This window comes from Citrobacter sp. CtB7.12 (assembly GCF_001297795.1).
Lineage (GTDB): Bacteria > Pseudomonadota > Gammaproteobacteria > Enterobacterales > Enterobacteriaceae > Citrobacter_A > Citrobacter_A amalonaticus.
Genome location: NZ_LIFT01000026.1, coordinates 1 through 18,892, shown reverse-complemented (window position 1 = coordinate 18,892; position 18,892 = coordinate 1). Strand labels below are relative to the sequence as shown.

The following is an 18,892-nucleotide window of genomic DNA, read 5'->3' as shown; positions in this document are numbered from 1 at the left end:
CCGGTGTCGGGTTACAATAAGCCTCAGTGAGTACTTCAGGAGGCTGTACGCATGTCACAGGCTAATCTAAGCGAAATCCTGTTCAAACCCCGTTTCAAACACCCCGAAACGTCGACCCTGGTCCGCCGTTTTAATGCCGGGACGCAGCCGCCTGTGCAATCGGCGCTGGATGGCAAGAATATTCCCCACTGGTATCGCATGATTAACCGCCTGATGTGGATCTGGCGCGGGGTGGATCCGCGAGAAATTCTGGATGTTCAGGCGCGCATCGTGATGAGTGACGCCGAGCGCACCGATGCCGATCTTTACGATACGGTGATCGGTTACCGTGGCGGCAACTGGATTTATGAATGGGCAAAACAGGCGATGGACTGGCAGCAGAAAGCCTGCCAGGAAACGGACCCTGAGCGCAGTGGTCGCTACTGGCTACACGCCTCGACGCTGTACAACATCGCTGCCTATCCGCACCTGAAAGGGGACGATCTGGCGGAACAGGCGCAGGCCTTATCTAACCGTGCCTATGAAGAAGCCGCGCAGCGACTGCCGGGTACGCTGCGTGAGATGGAATTTAGCGTGCCTGGCGGCTCGCCCGTCACCGGGTTCTTGCATATGCCAAAAGGCGACGGCCCGTTTCCGACGGTGCTGATGTGCGGCGGTCTGGATTCAATGCAAACCGATTACTACACCCTGTATGAGCGCTATTTCGCGCCGCGCGGCATCGCCATGCTGACGCTGGACATGCCTTCCGTCGGTTTCTCGTCAAAGTGGAAGCTCTCTCAGGACTCCAGCCTGTTGCACCAGCATGTGTTGAAAGCGCTGCCGAATGTGCCGTGGGTGGATCATACCCGGGTGGCGGCGTTCGGATTTCGTTTTGGTGCCAATGTGGCGGTGCGTCTGGCCTATCTTGAATCACCGCGCCTGAAAGCGGTGGCCTGCCTCGGTCCGGTTGTCCATGCGTTGCTGAGCGATCCGTTACGTCAGGGAGCGGTACCGGAAATGTATCTTGACGTTCTGGCAAGTCGACTGGGGATGCACGATGCGTCCGATGAAGCGTTGCGCGTGGAGCTTAATCGCTATTCGCTGAAGGTGCAGGGACTGCTTGGCAGACGCTGCCCGACGCCAATGCTGTCGGGCTTCTGGAAGAACGATCCGTTCAGTCCGGAAGAGGAGTCGCGTTTAATCACGTCTTCATCTTCTGACGGTAAGCTGCTGGAGATTCCCTTCAATCCGGTGTATCGCAATTTTGACAACGCGTTACAGGAAATCACCCGCTGGATTGAAAAGAGATTGTGTTAATAATTTGCTAAATTCTACTGTTTTGGTAAAACAGTTGCTTCACAACAGGAGATCGCAATGACGTTACCGAGTGGACACCCGAAGAGCAGATTGATCAAGAAATTCACCGCGCTTGGCCCTTATATCCGCGAAGGAAAGTGCGAAGATAATCGATTCTTTTTCGATTGTCTGGCTGTTTGCGTCAACGTGAAGCCCGCGCCTGAACTGCGCGAATTCTGGGGCTGGTGGATGGAACTGGAAGCGCACGAAAAGCGTTTTACCTACAGCTACAAATTTGGTCTGTTCGACAAAGCGGGCGACTGGAAGACTGTGGCGATCAAAGATAAAGAAGTCGTTGAGCGACTGGAATATACCCTGCGCGAGTTTCACGAGAAGTTGCGTGAGCTGTTAAACACGCTGCATTTGTCACTGGAGCCCGCAGACGATTTCCGTGATGAGCCGGTGAAGCTAACGGCGTAATCCAAAAAAGAGGCCGGATGAATCATCCGGCCTCTCTGTTTTTAGCCGGATAAGTCAACTCATCCGGACCATTCTGGCATCAGAACTGATAGGTCATACCCAGCGCCACGATGTCATCGCTGTTGACGCCCAGTTTGTTGTTGTCATCAATCTGGTTGATTTTATAATCAACAAACGCCGACATATTCTTGTTGAAATAATAGGTCGCGCCGACGTCGATATATTTCACGATATCTTCATCACCAATACCTTCAATATCTTTGCCTTTCGACTGAACGTAACCGATGGACGGACGCAGGCCGAAATCAAACTGATATTGTGCGACGGCTTCGAAGTTTTGCGCTTTGTTGGCAAAACCACCGGAGATCGGCGCCATGTTGCGGGTTTCAGAATAGATGGTCGCCAGATAGATGTCGTTGCCATCGTATTTCAGACCGGTCGCCCAGCCTTCAGCATTCTGGCCATGACCGCGCGCCTGCTGGTTTTGCTCATTGGTACGGTCAGAGTTGGCATAGGCGCCAATGATCGCGAAATCGCTGCCGCCGAAGTCGTAGCTCAGTGATGTCCCGAACCCGTCACCGTTTTGTTTCTTCACGTCACGGTCTTCGTTTTTGCCCTGATATTGCAGGGTCATGTTCAGACCGTCGATCACGCCGAAGAAGTCAGTGTTCCGGTATGTCGCCAGACCGCTGGCGCGTTTGGTCATAAAGTTATCGGTCTGCGCCAGGCCGTCACCACCAAATTCCGGGAACATATCGGTCCAGGCGGCAACGTCATACAGTGCGCCCAGGTTACGACCATAATCGAAAGAGCCGATATCTTTTAGCTTGACCCCGGCAAACGCCAGACGCGTTTTCTGACCAGATTCGCTTTCGGTTTTGTTGCCCGCAAATTCCGCTTCCCAACGACCGTAACCGGTCAGTTGATCGTTAATTTGCGTTTCGCCTTTAAAACCAAAGCGAACATAGGTCTGGTCGCCGTCTTTGCTGTCATTGTCGCTGAAATAGTGCATCGCTTTGACTTTGCCATACACATCCAGTTTATTACCGTCTTTATTAAACACTTCCGCTGCCTGCACGGATGCCGATGCCACAATACCCATCACCACTAATGCCAGAGTGCTCTTTTTCATTTTCAGTCCTGATTTAACGTACGCGCTATTATTTACTGGGTGTGATCCCCGTTGAAAGACAGGAGGGTTTTAACGTTCTGGAGTGAAGGTTTTATGACAACGTAAGAATAATTTTAAAAAAGGATGTTTTTCTGTTTCAGTAATAAAAACGTCAAAAATTGCCGCTACGCTTGCTGATCCAGCACAACAAAATTCCATGCTTTGTGCGCTGCTTGTTGGCAACCGGGGCCAGTCCTGCTAAAACGTTCGTTTACTATCATTTTCCCTATTTTGAACGGCAGAGAATCATGAGTGACAGCCAGACGCTGGTGGTAAAACTCGGCACCAGTGTGCTAACGGGCGGATCGCGCCGCCTGAACCGTGCCCACATCGTAGAACTTGTTCGTCAGTGCGCGCAGTTGCATGCCGCAGGACACCGTATTGTTATCGTCACGTCGGGCGCTATCGCCGCCGGGCGTGAACATCTCGGATATCCGGAACTGCCGGCGACCATTGCCACCAAGCAACTGCTGGCGGCGGTCGGGCAGAGCCGACTGATCCAACTGTGGGAACAGCTGTTTTCGATTTACGGCATTCACGTCGGGCAGATGCTGCTGACGCGGGCGGACATGGAAGACCGGGAACGCTTTTTGAATGCGCGCGACACTCTGCGTGCCCTGCTGGATAACAATATCGTTCCGGTGATCAATGAGAACGATGCAGTTGCCACAGCGGAAATTAAAGTGGGCGACAATGACAATCTCTCCGCGCTGGCGGCGATCCTCGCCGGGGCGGACAAACTACTGCTGCTGACCGATCAACAGGGGCTGTTCACCGCCGATCCACGTACCGACCCGCAGGCCGAACTGATTAAAGATGTCTACGGGATTGATGACGCGTTGCGCGCAATCGCCGGCGACAGCGTATCGGGGCTGGGAACGGGCGGCATGGGCACTAAGTTGCAGGCCGCTGACGTCGCCTGCCGCGCCGGGATTGACACGATTATCGCCGCTGGCAGCAAGCCGGGCGTGATTGGTGATGTGATGGAAGGCATCTCTGTCGGTACCCGCTTCCATGCACAGGCCTCTCCGCTGGAGAACCGCAAGCGCTGGATCTTTGGCGCGCCGCCTGCTGGTGAAATCACCGTCGATGAAGGCGCGATGGCGGCGATTCTGGAACGCGGCAGTTCATTGCTACCGAAAGGCATTAAAAGCGTGACAGGCAACTTCTCACGTGGTGAAGTGATCCGCATCTGTAATCTGGAGGGGCGTGATATTGCCCACGGCGTGAGCCGCTACAACAGCGACGCGCTGCGCCGCATTGCCGGACACCACTCTCAGCAGATTGACGCGATTCTGGGTTACGAATATGGCCCGGTCGCCGTTCATCGCGATGATATGATTACCCGTTAAGGAGCAGATAAATGCTGGAACAAATGGGCATTGCTGCCAAAGCCGCGTCGTACAAACTGGCGCAACTCTCCAGCCGCGAAAAAAATCGCGTGCTGGAACAAATAGCTGATGCGCTTGAAGCGCAAACGGAAACTATCCTGAACGCCAATGCGCAGGACGTGGCCGAAGCGCGTACGAACGGTCTGAGCGAGGCGATGCTTGATCGCCTGGCGCTGACGCCGGCGCGCCTGAAAGCGATTGCTGATGATGTCCGTCAGGTCTGCAATCTGGCGGATCCGGTTGGGCAGGTGATTGACGGAGGGCTACTGGACAGCGGGCTGCGTCTGGAGCGTCGCCGTGTGCCGCTGGGCGTGATTGGCGTGATTTATGAAGCCCGCCCGAACGTCACCGTCGATGTCGCCTCTCTGTGCCTGAAAACGGGCAATGCGGCGATTCTGCGCGGCGGTAAAGAGACGTATCGCACCAATGCTGCCACCGTGCGCGTGATCCAGCAGGCGTTAACCTCCTGCGGGCTACCGGAAGCGGCGGTTCAGGCCATTGAAAGCCCCGACCGTGCGCTGGTGAATGAGATGCTGCGCATGGACAAATATATCGACATGCTGATTCCGCGTGGCGGCGCGGGTCTGCATAAGCTGTGCCGCGAGCAGTCGACCATTCCGGTGATCACCGGTGGGATTGGGGTGTGTCATATCGTTGTCGACGACAGCGCAGAGATTGCCCCGGCGCTGAAGATTATCGTCAATGCGAAAACGCAACGTCCGAGTACCTGTAACACGGTAGAGACGCTGTTAGTGCACCAGGACATCGCGGCGCGTTTTCTGCCTGCGCTGAGTCAGCAGATGGCGGAGAGCGGTGTAACGCTGCATGCGGATGAACGGTCGCTTGCCCTGTTGAGCTCGGGCCCGGCAAACGTGGTGGCAGTGAAAGCGGAAGAATTTGACGACGAGTTCCTGTCGCTGGATTTGAACGTCAAAATCGTCGCGGACCTGGATGACGCCATTGCGCATATTCGCGAGCACGGCACTCAGCATTCCGACGCCATCCTGACGCGCACCATGCACAACGCGAACCGTTTTGTGAACGAAGTGGATTCGTCCGCGGTATACGTCAACGCCTCGACCCGTTTTACCGATGGCGGACAGTTTGGTCTCGGTGCGGAAGTTGCCGTCAGTACGCAAAAATTACATGCCCGTGGTCCTATGGGGCTGGAAGCGCTGACTACCTATAAGTGGATCGGCTTTGGTGACGATACGATTCGTGCCTAAATAACGCCGGGTGATGCAAAATCAGCCACTTGATTCGCAAGGCTATTGACGCATCGCCCGGTTAGTTTTAACCTTCTACCCCGTGTTCACACTCGTGGTCACGTCCTCTTCAGGGCCGATATAGCTCAGTTGGTAGAGCAGCGCATTCGTAATGCGAAGGTCGTAGGTTCGACTCCTATTATCGGCACCATTTCAAACGCTTCCCAGGCCTACAGAAATCAACTAAAGCCCATCTACTGCGGTTTATAGCCCGATCTTATCTCTTGTTATCAACGGGACTCAACCGGAATCTAGTCACAGCCGGGGGCATCAGTGGGGGCATTCTGTGTTCGGTCCAGGAAGATGCCCCCGATCAAGCTTCATACGCGACAGGGTTGCTATATCCAGAGATAAATACGCCTCTGATGGCCGTCTGGCGACGTAATCCTCAAAACAGGTGCTGGTTCATTCTGATCAAGGTCGTCATACACAAGCTATGAGTGACAGTCGTTTCCGAAATCACACGGACTAAAGGGTTGTAGTATGAGTCGTCGTGGTAAATGCCACGACAACGCCGTTGCAGAAAGTTTTTCCCGCTATTGAAGCGTGAACGGATAAAGAAATAGTTCTACGGAACGCGTGAAGAAGCCCGCAGTGATATTTTTGATTACATCGAAATATTTATAACAATAAACGTCGGTATGGTTCTGGCGATCGGATGCCACCGGCAGAATGTGAAAATCAATATTATCAACGGCTCTGAAGTGTCTGGATTATCCGTGGCGATTCACGCATCAAAATAATTTCGATATAAGCAGCCTCTTACGCAAGGTCAATAAGGAAAAACTGATTTGTTGATTGGTGTAATTCTATTGATGCTAATATTTGATGTTTATGATTTTTTTGGGTGGCAGTAAAATATCACAAAATGATAATTAAATGATTTTTTTGATAAATCGACATGAATATGCATAATTTTATGATATAAAAGTTAACACCAGATCAGGAAAATGATGTTTTCAAAAAGTGAAGTGTCGGGACTTTATTGATTGGCGAAGGTGTTAATTTAAAATAATTACACTTTATTTTCTTTTGTCATGTTTAACATATCCTTTTTTATTAGCTGAATATAAATTAGTTTAATTGTTGATGTTATCTATGAGGGTCGTGGAGAGTTTGCTGTGAACAAAATATATTCACTTAAATATTGCCCTGTTACGCAAGGGCTCATTGCTGTATCTGAGCTGGCCAGCCGGGTGGTTAAACGAACAAGCCGGAAATTAAAGCAAATATCACTTATTAGCGTCTCTGTGACTTGTTTATCTTTTCCGATGATGTCACAGGCTGGTATTGTTCGTTCAGATATCGCCTATCAGATTTATCGGGATTTTGCTGAAAATAAAGGGCTTTTTATGCCCGGAGCCACAGACGTTCCTGTATATGACAAAGAGGGAAAACTGGTGGGGCGACTGGATAAAGCCCCGATGGCAGATTTCAGTAGCGTCAGTACGAGTGGATTTGCCACACTTGTATCGCCTCAGTATATCGTCAGCGTGAAACATAATGGGGGATATCAGAGTGTTGGATTCGGAAACGGTAAAAATAGCTATTCCATTGTTGAACGTAATAATAATCCTTCTGTTGACTTCCATGCGCCGCGCCTGAATAAACTGGTCACTGAAGCTATTCCTTCTGAGGTGACAAAGAACAATACTTACAATGATACTGAACGCTATACCGCATTTTATCGTGTAGGTAGCGGTACCCAGTATATTCAGGCTCCTGATGGTACACGTCAGAGTCTTTCCGGAGCTTATAATTATACAATTGGTGGAACAATTGGTCCTCTGAGCTCATCAGGAAATGGGGGGAGAGTAACAGCATCCAGTGGAAATATATTTGATTCCAGTCAGGGGCCATTAGGAAACCATGGTCGACCAGGGGACAGTGGTTCTCCATTATTTGCGTATGATGCTTTGCAAAAAAGCTGGGTACTTGTTGGAGTATTGACAGGAGGGAATGAAAAAATTGCGAACTGGAATGTCATTCGGACTGATTTCCTGAGTCAGGTTATGCAGGACGATTTCGATTCTCCCGTGAATCTGATTTCCGGGCAGGGACCACTGAACTGGACATATGACAAAACATCCGGCACAGGTACCCTGAGCCAGGGCAGTAAAAACTGGGTTATGCATGGACAGAAAGGGAAAGACCTCAATGCAGGCAAAAATCTGGTGTTCAGCGGGAAGAACGGCGCCATTGTACTGAAAGACAGCGTGACTCAGGGGGCCGGCTATCTGGAATTTAAAGACAGTTACACAGTATCCGCTGACGCCGGAAAAACATGGACAGGTGCCGGTATTATTACAGACAAGGGGACCAATGTTACCTGGAAGGTCAGCGGCGTTGCCGGCGATAACCTTCATAAACTGGGGGAAGGTACCCTGACGGTAAATGGGACTGGAGTAAACCCGGGGGGACTTAAAACGGGTGACGGTACCGTTGTGCTAAACCAGCAGGCAGATGCGGCGGGCAATGTTCAGGCCTTCAGCTCTGTGAATCTCGCCAGCGGACGCTCGACAGTGGTGCTCGGGGATGCCAGTCAGGTCAATCCGGATAACATTTCATGGGGATACCGGGGAGGCAAACTTGACCTTAACGGTAATACCATTACCTTCAACCGACTGCAGGCAGCAGATTATGGGGCAGTGATTACAAATAACGCACAGCAAAAATCCCGGCTTCTGCTTAATATGTCTGCCCCCCAGAATGCTGATGTCAGTGTTCCTGTTGGGAAGATATCCCCCTTTGGTGGTTCAGGAACACTGGGAAACCTGTACAGCATAACGCTCAACAACCAGAACCATTATTACATTCTTAAATCCGCCACCTATGATAATACCCTGTGGGGGAACAGCCTGAATGACCCGAAACAATGGGAATTTGTCGGTACTGATAAAAACAAAGCCATTCAGACAGTAAAAGACCGGGTCCTGGCTGAACGGGCAAAACAGCCCGTTATCTATCATGGCCAGTTGACCGGGAATATGGATGTTACTATCCCGCAATTGCCGGGTGAACGTAAGGTGGTGATGGATGGTTCCGTAAATCTGCCTGGCGGAAACCTGAGTAAAGAGGGGGGGAGTCTGATTTTCCAGGGGCATCCGGTTATCCATGCTTCAGTCAACGGCAGTGCCCCCGTCTCCCTGACCCAGAAAGACTGGGAGAACCGTCAGTTCACACTGAAAACGCTGTCGCTGAAGAATGCTGACTTCCATCTTTCACGTAATGCTGTCCTGAACGGTGACATACAGTCGGACAACAGCCATATCACGCTGGGAAGTAATAAGGTCATTATTGATAAAAATGACAGTACCGGTAATTACGTCAATCCGGAGGAAGGTACATCTTCTCCGGTGGAAAGCCAGTATCAGGGCAATATCACGCTGCAGAAAGGCTCCACGCTGGACATTAACAACCGCTTCACCGGCGGGATTGAGGCTCATGACAGTCAGGTAAACGTCACCTCATCTGAGGCCGTGCTGCAGGACAGCGGTATCTTCGTGAACTCTGCTCTCTTTGTTCGTGACGGCGGTCATCTGAAAGCACAGAAAGGGCTCTACAGTGACGGCCGGGTTCAGATTGGGAAGAATGGTACGCTTTCCCTGAGCGGAACGCCGGTTACCGGCTCAGACGGTCAGTTCACGCCGATGTTGTCTATGACAGAAGGATACGATTTGACCGGCAACAATGCCACTCTGGACATCCGCAACTGGGCACATGTTTCCGGGGACATTCATGCAACCAGCCCGTCCGCTGTCCGTATTGGAACGGATGTGCCCGGGACGCTGTCTTCCTCCGTTTCGTCCGCACTGGCTGAAGGAATGTTTGGTGGATATAACGCGGCATACTACGGTGCCATCACCGGCGGTAAGGGAAACGTCAGCATGAACAGTGGTCTGTGGCAGCTGACCGGAGATTCCACCGTCAACAACCTGACGGCCCGTAACAGCCGGGTACAGTCTGAAGAAAAGGGCGCCTTCCGCATCCTGACGGTAAACTCGCTTGATGCCACGGGCAGTGACTTTGTCCTGCGTACTGACCTGAAAAACGCCGATAAAATCAGCGTGACGGGGAAAGCCAGCGGTTCAGACAACACCCTGAATGTCAGCTTTATGAAGAACCCGGCTCCGGGGCAGTCCCTGAACATCCCGCTGGTCAGCGCCCCGGCCGGCACGGCAGGGGATGTCTTTAAGGCCGGTACCCGGGTCACGGGGTTCAGCCGGGTGACACCGACGCTGCATGTCGACACCACCGGCGGCAGTACGAAGTGGATTCTGGATGGTTTCAGAGCAGAGGCTGACAAAGCCGCTGCGGCGAAGGCGGACAGTTTCATGAATGCCGGCTACAAAAACTTCATGACGGAAGTGAACAATCTGAATAAACGTATGGGGGAACTGCGTGACACGAAAGGTGATGCTGGAGCCTGGGCCCGTATCATGAACGGCGCTGGTTCAGCAGACGGCGGGTACAGTGATAACTACACCCACGTTCAGGTCGGTTTTGACAAAAAACATACGCTGGACGGTGTGGACCTGTTCACTGGTGTCACGATGACCTATACCGACAGCAGCGCAGACAGTGATGCGTTCAGCGGGAAGACAAAATCCGTGGGCGGCGGTCTGTATGCTTCAGCGCTGTTTAATTCCGGTGCCTATATCGATTTGATTGGTAAATATATTCACCATGACAATGATTACACAGGCAACTTTGCCGGTCTGGGGACGAAGCATTACGGTACGCACTCCTGGTATGCCGGTGCAGAAACGGGTTACCGTTATCACCTGACGGAGGACACCTTTATTGAGCCGCAGGCCGAACTGGTTTATGGCGCGGTGTCCGGCAAAACGTTCCGCTGGAAAGAGGGAAATATGGACCTGAGCATGAAGAACAAGGACTTCAGTCCCCTGGTCGGCCGGACAGGTGTGGAGCTGGGCAAAACCTTCAGCGGTAAGGACTGGAGCGTGACGGCCCGGGCCGGCACCAGCTGGCAGTTCGACCTGCTGAATAACGGCGAGACCGTACTTCGTGATGCGTCCGGAGAGAAACGGATTAAAGGGGAGAAGGACAGCCGGATGTTGTTCAATGTCGGCATGAATGCGCAGATAAAGGACAACATGCGCTTCGGGCTGGAGTTTGAGAAATCCGCCTTTGGTAAATACAACGTGGACAACGCAATAAACGCGAATTTCCGTTATATGTTCTGACAGATATTAGTGGAGAGTGTCATGAGACACTCTCCACTAAAGTCGGAAGTCTTCGATGAGGTCTCCAGATTATCGATCATAGAGATATCCCTTTGTTGATTTTTCATCTGTTGTTGTCAGGATTTCACCGGCGAGCGCATTAATGCCGATTTTGATTATTTCCTTTATTCGGAAAATTAATCGTTTTCACAATGAGGGGACGAACGTAATGCTCCCCTCGGGTTCTCCTTATGAGAAACGGATTAACCCGCACCGATATTTCTACTGATTTTCAAACTCAGAATTTTCGCGCGCGCGGCGCTGTATTAATCCCCTGCCTGGTCATATAGTGCCTGCAGTACCTGAATATCAGCTTAAGGAGAAGATGATGAAGCGTATCGATTTGCACATGCATTCGGTATACAGCGACGATGCGGATTTCCCTGTCAGCGATCTGTTGACTATGGCGAAAGCGGCGAACCTGGCGGTGCTGGCGATAACCGATCACAACTCGGCGCGGTCCGTTGAGGAAGCTATTCACTATGGCAATGAAAACGCTGTGAGAGTGATGACGGGCATTGAAATTGACTGCTCGTTTGCGGGTAATAACTATCATCTGCTGGGCTACGGTTTTCGTCGTGATTGTCGGGATTTTGACGTCGTCGAGCAGAATTTCCACCATCTGGAAAGCGTCGCGACCCCGCTGAAACTGGCGAAACTTCGGGCGCTCGGGTTCCAGCTTGACGTCGATCGCCTGTATGCCCTGGCGGGCGATCGCGTTCCGCAGGAAGAGCAGATGGCGGAGTTAATTTTAGAGGATGCGCGCAATGCGAATCATGAACTGTTGCTGCCGTACCGGGCAGGAAACTCTCGCAGCGACATGCCGTTGATTAACTTCTTCTGGGATTTTTTTGGCCGCGACAAACCCTGTCATGTGAAGGTTGAACTGCCGCCCATGGCAGAGATGGCGTCGATGATTATTGATAACGGCGGTATTCCGGTGATTGCGCATATCGGCGCCAACGTAAAGGAAAAGCCGTTGTCGGCGATTGAGCAAATGTTGCCGCTCGGCGTACAGGGCGTGGAGGTTTTTTCCAGCTATCATGATGAAGCACTTCGTCGCGAACTTTATCAGTTCACGCTGGATAAAGCGTTGTTGGCGACCAGCGGCAGCGATTTCCATGGTAAAAACAAGCCCAACATCAAGATGGGCAGCAGCCAGCCCTGGGCGGCCGCACTGCCGAAGACGCTGGAAATTCTTGAAAGGGTGACGCTTTATTAACATAGACAAACCCGGCGTAATGCACCGGGTCTAATTTTTTGAGATTGCCCCTGTTATTCTTATTCATGAGCGGAAGCGGCAAATACGTTGCGGCGTCAGGCTGCCAGCTCAGGCATTTTCTCCTTCACAAAGTTTAACACTTTCTCCGCATCCAGCGACGCGTAGGGCAGGCTTTCAATAATGGCGACAGGGCGTGCATTTCCGACAATGTCATAAATTTCATTGAGCTTGTACTGAATATGCGGCGCTATGAGAAAACCGTCGAAAGCGGGCGCCACGCTTTCGAAATTATCCAGCCCCACCGCGCTTATCATGAGAGGATAGCCGCGGCTTTCAGCCAGTACCTGCATCTTTTTGGCAAGAGAATTTGCCGTATTCCCGAACAAACAACCTATCAGAAGCTTTTTCATGTTTTTGACCTCCTGAAAACGGTTCACAGAATAGGGCTGGCTGTGTTCAAAAAATGAGCGCCACATCTTATTTGCATAACAAATATATTCCAGCGTCGGTAGCGCAGACCTCTGGTGCCTCCTGCCGTGAAGACAGGTTGATGACACTTAAGTGGAACTGAGTTCCTGAACACGTCATGAAAAGGTGTGGTACGCACAGCAGTCAATTCGCATCAATGTGACAACACAGGGAGTTGGCGATAGTAAAAGGGACAGATGTCCTTTTTGTTATCGCCGCGCTCACTTTATTGTGCTATCCCATAAAGGGAAAATGGGATTGCGTCGAGGGGAAGATGAAAAATATCAATGACAGTGCCTTAAAAGAGCGGTTTATTTTAACGAACAGGTTATCGGCGATAATTAACCCCTCCCTGTTAGCGACACTGCGTCTGATCAAAATTGATGCCGGTGAGTATCTGATGACGCAAAACACCTATTTGACGCATCTCTATTTCCTGGTTGACGGTAAACTGCAGGTCGAGCGCCATAATCCAAACGGGACGCACGCGGTTTATTCTTTTGAAACGCCTTTTTCGGTGGTTGGCGAAATGGAACTTTTCTCCATTAAGAAAAGTAAGGCTGTCGGTTCCGTTCAGGCATTAACGGACTCATGGTTACTGACCCTACCGGTCGAGGCCGTAAAAGAACACGCGATGAACGATCCCGCCTTTCTTCTTTTTATGTGCCAGAATTTAAGTCATAAACTACTGCATAATTCACTGATCCATTCCAGTGGCGCGATTTCGGTGGAATCTAAATTGCGTAAATTCTTACTTATTAAAACGCAAAACGAAGGCGCCACAATTCAACTGGAGAAAAGAGAGTCACTCGCGGCCATGTTGGGTGTTTCTGTCAGGCAACTCAATCGGGCGCTGATAAAACTTGCGCAGCAAGGGATTATTCAACACAAAAATAAAACCCTGAAGGTGATTAATCCTGTTCGCTTATCAGATTTTCCTGCTGACAAATCTGAATTGGTGTGAGTTGGAGTGGGGTAAATAATCCCGGAAGCATGAGATAATGCGCCCGTTGTGAAGGCAGGCTGGAGCGATATTTCAGCCACCAGGTACATTACGATGAGATCAACGGATGAATCTTCTTGAACTGACACTTCTGAGTGGACAATACAACGATCGTGAAACGGGCGGAAAGATCCCGTGGAATGATCCGGATTTCAGCCGCAGGATGCTGGAAAACCATTTGTCGCAGGAACACGACTGGGCCAGTCGTAAACTCTCGGTCATTGAACAACAGGTCGACTGGATCGCCCGCCAGCTTCCCGTGGGCGCAACAATACTTGATTTGGGATGCGGCCCCGGATTTTACACTCAACGTCTCGCGCAGCGCGGATTTGATTGCACTGGCGTCGATTTTTCTCCGGCCTCTGTGCAGTGGGCGCGAGAACAGGCGCAGAGCGCAGCGCTGGATATTGATTATCAGGAACAGGACGTCCGCGACTACCAGCCTGATGGCACGTTTGATTTCGTTATGATGACCTTCGGTGAAATCAATGTCTTCAGTTTTGAGGATGCGCAACGGCTGGTGGCGCGTAGTGCAGCCTGGCTGAAGCCGGGGGGCAAGTTGCTGATTGAAGTGCATACGTTTGACGAGGTCAAAAGACAGGGGATGGCTCCCGCGTCTTGGCAGCGGTGTCCAGAGGGGTTGTTTCTCGCCGAACCGCATCTGTTATTGAGCGAAAATCGCTGGAATGAAGAAACGCAAACCAGCACCACGACGTTCTGGGCGCTCAAGGCTGACGCCAGCGTTGTGCATTTTAGCAGCCAGACGCGGGCCTGGCGGGATGACGAGTATTTGCAGTTGCTGGCGCAGTGCGGTTTTCACACGACGACCCGTATTGCCGCTGAAGAGTGGCCGGTCAGTGAAACCTTTGCCGGCAAGCTCTACGCCCTGATGGGACGTCGAGAGACGGTATAAACGACAATTGCTCTGTGCTGCAACCAGAGAAAACCGATGCCCGATGGCTTACGCTGTCGGGCTTTTTCGCTATAACGGAGAACCTTACCTGGCAAGGGCATGATTCATCCTCAGGATTCAGCCATGTCATTCGGGCGACGGCGAAGCGATTCAACCTCCCGTGCAAGTATCTCAGTAAAAAAATGCCCTGGAAGATACAGCTCGATCCTTCGCGCTTCCCGGGACAATGCTTGTAGATAACACCTTGTTTATTAAAAAATTGATAGGCAATTATTTGCAAGCCTTTAAAGTCAATCATTATCCTTGTTTATCAAACAGAAAATCTACAAAACTAGACATCTATCGAGTTTTCATCTTAAAGTCCCGATGTTGGCACTAGACAAAACTGTCTTATGGTTATCAAATGGTTAAATAATATTTCGCTGGATGTGAATGATCGACCAGATAGATGAATGGTCGGCGGGTAATTCAGCGGCTACAAGCAAGACAACACACCATTTCGGGAGAAATTATGCATTCCTCTGTTAATAAAAACGAAAGCCGAACGTTCTTCGGCCATCCCTATCCGCTGGGGTCACTGTTCTTCACGGAGATGTGGGAACGGTTTTCGTTTTATGGCATTCGTCCGTTACTGATTCTGTTCATGGCCGCGACCGTCTACGACGGTGGCATGGGACTGGCGCGGGAAAATGCGTCTGCTATCGTCGGTATTTTTGCCGGCAGTATGTACCTGGCAGCGCTGCCGGGCGGCTGGCTCGCGGATAACTGGCTCGGGCAGCAACGCGCGGTGTGGTACGGCTCGATCCTGATCGCGCTCGGCCATCTGTCGATTGCCCTGTCGGCCTGGATGGGCGACAACCTGTTTTTCATCGGTTTGATGTTTATCGTGCTGGGGTCGGGTCTGTTCAAAACCTGTATCTCGGTTATGGTGGGAACCCTCTATAAGAAAGGCGATGCCCGCCGCGATGGCGGTTTTTCGTTGTTCTACATGGGGATTAACATGGGGTCATTCATTGCCCCGTTGATCTCTGGCTGGTTAATCAAATCTCACGGCTGGCACTGGGGCTTTGGTATCGGTGGGATCGGGATGCTGGTCGCGCTGATTATCTTCCGCGTGTTTGCCGTTCCTTCCATGAAACGCTATGACCGCGAAGTGGGGCTTGATTCGACCTGGAACAGCCCGGTGGTGAAGAGAAACGGCGTGGGACGCTGGTTGCTGGCGCTGGCCGTTGGTGTTGCTATCATTGTGACGCTGATTGCCCAGGGCGTGATTGTCATTAATCCGGTCGCCGTTGCCAGCATGCTGGTCTACGTTATTGCCGCGTCTGTGGCGCTCTACTTTATCTATCTGTTCGTGTTTGCCGGGTTGACCCGCAAAGAGCGCGCCAGACTGTTGGTCTGCTTTATTTTACTGGTTTCTGCGGCCTTTTTCTGGTCGGCGTTTGAGCAGAAACCAACCTCGTTCAACCTGTTCGCGAACGACTACACCAACCGCATGATCGGTGATTTCGAAATTCCAGCCGTCTGGTTCCAGTCGATCAACGCCCTGTTTATCATCCTGCTGGCTCCGGTCTTTAGCTGGGCCTGGCCGGCACTGGCGCGCCGAAATGTGCGCCCGAGCAGTATCACCAAGTTTGTTATCGGTATTCTGTGCGCGGCAGCGGGCTTTGGCCTGATGATGATGGCGGCGCAGAATGTCCTGAGCAACGGTGGAGCAGGCGTATCGCCGTTCTGGCTGGTGGGCAGCATCCTGATGCTGACGCTGGGTGAGCTGTGTCTGAGCCCGATTGGTCTGGCGACCATGACGCTGTTAGCGCCCGAAAGAATGCGGGGTCAGATGATGGGCCTGTGGTTCTGCGCCAGCGCTTTAGGTAACCTGGCGGCGGGTCTGATTGGTGGGCACGTTAAGGCTGACCAACTGGACATGCTGCCTGATCTCTTCGCCCGCTGCTCCATTGCATTGCTGATTTGTGCGGCAGTACTGATTGTGCTGATTGTTCCGGTGCGTCGGATGCTGGAAAACGCGCAAACGAAAACGGAGCAAAAACCGGCGTAAAATGCCTGACCGATAATTAACACTCGCAGATAAAACCGGTGCCTGATGCGCCGGTTTTATTTTTTCTTGCCAGGTAAAATCTTGATTCTGACGAACAAACGCCCGTCTCATAATCGTTAATGCTATTCCCACCAGAACATGCTTCAGGCTGAAAAAACGTCGGCCTGTTGTCGCTATGTTGCCGGAGATGATCGGCGAAATACCGTCACTCTTCCTCACAAAATGAGGTTTCACATGATCCTTTATGTCTGATTAATGAGGAAAGATCTTAAGTGGAGATTAATTATTCTTAAACACCTCATTTCTGAACTGCATTTAATGAAATAATATGCTGTATATAATGTCATTTAAGGAATTATATTCTTTTGTTGTTTTGTTCTTAAGATGATTGAATTGTCATCATGGCTAAGATCATTTCATTTGTTCTCACGCCTGATATCTGGAAAATATTGCCTAAATACCGCAATGAGACTCAGGGCGTTTGGGTCGGAAGAACATACGTTACATTGCCGTGACTTTTACTTAACGCATTCACAAATACACTGCATTTAATCATGCGATGTATAACGTGCTGTTATTTCGATACAGTGGAATTGATATGAAGAGAAAAGAATTTAAATTAACAACCATGGCGTTGTTAATCAGTAGTCTGTTAATGGCAAATAATGTCTGTGCTGCCATTCATGATGTAGATGGTATTATTAGCGGAAGCGGGATCATCGCTAAAGATCAGGAATATAAAATCATTAGCACCGCAGGGGAAAACAATACGATCTCCGTGGCGAATAATGGTGGTGTAACCATTACCAACCCAGGCGGAACGCCCACGGTCTCGGGTGGGGGCGAATTTGAAAACGGTGACTTTTTAATTTCCAACGGGACAGTGATTGTTGCCAACAGCGGAACCATTAATTTAGGTTCAGGGACTACCGTGAATCATATCATCGGCGATGTCATTCCAGGCACCGTCGAGGGGCGACCAGATATTCCGCTGGATAATGATTATCAGTTCATGTATGCGGTGGGTATCGTTCAGGTTGGTGGTAACAGTGCAGCCTATCTCGCGCAAAAAGGCTCGATCGTTGCCGATAATTTGACGATAAATATGAGTCAAAAGCGTGATGGCAAAGATATTGCGGGCATTCTGGGCAATAAACACAATGGCGTCTTTACCTTAACCGGCACCACCACGGTTAATTCTGCGGTGACCGGGGCGAATGGGAAGAATTTCGCGATCTATGCAAAGTCGGGATCGAAAATCAACGCTGAAAATTTGATCGTCAATAGTAAGGGGACATTCTACGCCGTCGGCCTCGATTCGGAATCCAGTGTGGATGCCGACCGTTCACTGATTCGTTATAAAAATGCCACGATTACATCCGTCGCCGATCAGTATGCGGACGGTATCAGTTCTAACGGGGCTGACGTTGAAGCGTTGGGCGACACCGCTATTGATGTCACCGTGAACGATGCGAATGGCGTGATTTCCGGGATCTGGGTTTCAGATGGTCTCACCGGCGTTGATCTGGATGCACATGTGACCATGGCAGGAAAGACGAGCCTGCTGCTGAAGTCAGGCGCGGAGAGTACGGTTCTCAGTGGTGTCGAGTCCGTGGGCGCTTCGCAGTTTACCAGTAACGACCTGAATATCACGCTGGATACTCAGGGGCATCAGCAAACAACCGGTACCGGCATTCGGGCCAGTAAAGAAGATGCGCTCACGGCGGGTAAAATCGACATTAATGGTCGTCTGAACATTGATGTTGTCGATACCACCCGCAGCGGGAGCTGGAACTACGTCCGTGCGGACAAGGGCGGCGAAATCACGCTGAACGGTGGGGTACAGATGGGGGTTAACTACAACGACCCGGATGCCACTGCCATTCTGGCGGAAAACGCCGACTCCCGCGTGACGATTAACCCGCAGAAAATCGACGTTGTCGGGACGATTGAAGCCCTGGATTCCGCCGTGGTTGATGTGAATGCGATTAACCAGTCGCGTTTCGTCGGCGGGATGGTCACCCGCGGCAATGCAGTGAATAACCTGTCGCTGGCCGACGGCTCGGCCTGGAACATGACCAAAAGTTCTCAGCTCACCAACCTGACGCTGAATGACTCCACGCTGACCTTTATGCCAGCCGCCACAAAGCGTCGTATGCTGACGCGTGATACCGCGAGCTTCAAAACCCTGACAGTGGACGGTGATTACACAGGCACTAACGGTAATCTCGTGATGAACACCCAACTGGGCGATGACAGCTCACCGACTGACCGGATGATCGTTGCGGGCAACACCTCCGGCAGCACGAACGTTAAAGTACTGAACGCCGGGGGCGCGGGCGGTCTGACGACGTCGGGCATCGAACTGATTAGCGTTGGCGGCAATTCTGACGGTGTGTTTA

General features: G+C 51.3%; 11 protein-coding genes, 1 tRNA gene and 2 pseudogenes. 12 read left to right on the top strand and 2 right to left on the bottom strand.

Annotation, left to right across the window (positions count from 1 at the left end):
- Positions 1-51: 51 nt before the first annotated feature.
- The gene (gene frsA, locus AOY24_RS21545; protein WP_042997820.1) at positions 52-1,296 is read left to right on the top strand and encodes an esterase FrsA; all 1,245 of its coding nucleotides are present in this window, start codon (positions 52-54) and stop codon (positions 1,294-1,296) included.
- A 57-nt stretch (positions 1,297-1,353) separates the two neighbouring features.
- The gene (gene crl / locus AOY24_RS21540; RefSeq protein ID WP_042997819.1) at positions 1,354-1,755 is read left to right on the top strand and encodes a sigma factor-binding protein Crl; all 402 of its coding nucleotides are present in this window, start codon (positions 1,354-1,356) and stop codon (positions 1,753-1,755) included.
- 79 nt (positions 1,756-1,834) lie between these two features.
- Here the strand turns inward: crl and phoE are convergent, their stop codons facing one another.
- Positions 1,835-2,887: a phosphoporin PhoE gene (phoE, locus tag AOY24_RS21535; protein ID WP_042997818.1), complete on the bottom strand. Its 1,053-nt coding sequence runs from the start codon at positions 2,885-2,887 to the stop codon at positions 1,835-1,837.
- A 287-nt stretch (positions 2,888-3,174) separates the two neighbouring features.
- On the opposite strand from phoE, the gene proB reads away from it, so the two are divergent.
- The 6 genes and pseudogenes from proB (at position 3,175) to AOY24_RS21510 (ending at position 12,050) form a co-directional block, all read left to right on the top strand.
- A complete protein-coding gene (gene proB, locus AOY24_RS21530) occupies positions 3,175-4,278 on the top strand; it encodes a glutamate 5-kinase (protein WP_042997817.1) in 1,104 nt (367 codons plus the stop codon).
- A gap of 11 nt (positions 4,279-4,289) precedes the next feature.
- A complete protein-coding gene (gene proA / locus AOY24_RS21525; RefSeq protein ID WP_054177340.1) occupies positions 4,290-5,543 on the top strand; it encodes a glutamate-5-semialdehyde dehydrogenase in 1,254 nt (417 codons plus the stop codon).
- Between the two features lie 114 nt (positions 5,544-5,657).
- Positions 5,658-5,733 (top strand) — tRNA-Thr (locus AOY24_RS21520).
- Between the two features lie 199 nt (positions 5,734-5,932).
- Positions 5,933-6,285 (top strand): annotated as a pseudogene (locus AOY24_RS24295) (IS3 family transposase); the annotation flags it as partial.
- Positions 6,286-6,703: 418 nt separating this feature from the next.
- Positions 6,704-10,789 carry a S6 family peptidase gene (locus AOY24_RS21515; protein WP_054177339.1) on the top strand — a complete coding sequence of 1,362 codons (4,086 nt, stop codon included), beginning with the start codon at positions 6,704-6,706 and terminating at the stop codon, positions 10,787-10,789.
- Between the two features lie 364 nt (positions 10,790-11,153).
- Positions 11,154-12,050 carry a PHP domain-containing protein gene (locus AOY24_RS21510; protein ID WP_228530473.1) on the top strand — a complete coding sequence of 299 codons (897 nt, stop codon included), beginning with the start codon at positions 11,154-11,156 and terminating at the stop codon, positions 12,048-12,050.
- Between the two features lie 95 nt (positions 12,051-12,145).
- Here AOY24_RS21510 and AOY24_RS21505 read toward each other — a convergent pair whose 3' ends face one another.
- Positions 12,146-12,460, bottom strand: coding sequence for a PTS sugar transporter subunit IIB (locus tag AOY24_RS21505; protein ID WP_043002012.1), 315 nt, complete (start codon positions 12,458-12,460; stop codon positions 12,146-12,148).
- Between the two features lie 332 nt (positions 12,461-12,792).
- Here AOY24_RS21505 and AOY24_RS21500 point away from each other — a divergent pair, with 332 nt between their 5' ends.
- The 4 genes and pseudogenes from AOY24_RS21500 to AOY24_RS21485 all read left to right on the top strand — a co-directional run.
- Positions 12,793-13,482: a Crp/Fnr family transcriptional regulator gene (locus AOY24_RS21500; RefSeq protein WP_054177338.1), complete on the top strand. Its 690-nt coding sequence runs from the start codon at positions 12,793-12,795 to the stop codon at positions 13,480-13,482.
- Between the two features lie 106 nt (positions 13,483-13,588).
- Positions 13,589-14,422, top strand: a pseudogene (locus tag AOY24_RS21495) (class I SAM-dependent methyltransferase); the annotation flags it as partial.
- Between the two features lie 523 nt (positions 14,423-14,945).
- Positions 14,946-16,490 carry a peptide MFS transporter gene (locus tag AOY24_RS21490; RefSeq protein ID WP_043001668.1) on the top strand — a complete coding sequence of 515 codons (1,545 nt, stop codon included), beginning with the start codon at positions 14,946-14,948 and terminating at the stop codon, positions 16,488-16,490.
- A 598-nt stretch (positions 16,491-17,088) separates the two neighbouring features.
- Positions 17,089-18,892 (top strand): autotransporter outer membrane beta-barrel domain-containing protein (locus AOY24_RS21485; protein WP_161804595.1); only part of this gene is annotated, 1,804 nt, incomplete at its 3' end.

Bases quoted from the DNA above. Each gene is read 5' to 3' on its own strand.
- frsA (WP_042997820.1), top strand. From the start codon at position 52: ATGTCACAGGCTAATCTAAGCGAAATCCTGTTCAAACCCCGTTTCAAA.
- crl (WP_042997819.1), top strand. From the start codon at position 1,354: ATGACGTTACCGAGTGGACACCCGAAGAGCAGATTGATCAAGAAATTC.
- phoE (WP_042997818.1), bottom strand. From the start codon at position 2,887: ATGAAAAAGAGCACTCTGGCATTAGTGGTGATGGGTATTGTGGCATCG.
- proB (WP_042997817.1), top strand. From the start codon at position 3,175: ATGAGTGACAGCCAGACGCTGGTGGTAAAACTCGGCACCAGTGTGCTA.
- proA (WP_054177340.1), top strand. From the start codon at position 4,290: ATGCTGGAACAAATGGGCATTGCTGCCAAAGCCGCGTCGTACAAACTG.
- AOY24_RS21510 (WP_228530473.1), top strand. From the start codon at position 11,154: ATGATGAAGCGTATCGATTTGCACATGCATTCGGTATACAGCGACGAT.
- AOY24_RS21505 (WP_043002012.1), bottom strand. From the start codon at position 12,460: ATGAAAAAGCTTCTGATAGGTTGTTTGTTCGGGAATACGGCAAATTCT.
- AOY24_RS21500 (WP_054177338.1), top strand. From the start codon at position 12,793: ATGAAAAATATCAATGACAGTGCCTTAAAAGAGCGGTTTATTTTAACG.
- AOY24_RS21490 (WP_043001668.1), top strand. From the start codon at position 14,946: ATGCATTCCTCTGTTAATAAAAACGAAAGCCGAACGTTCTTCGGCCAT.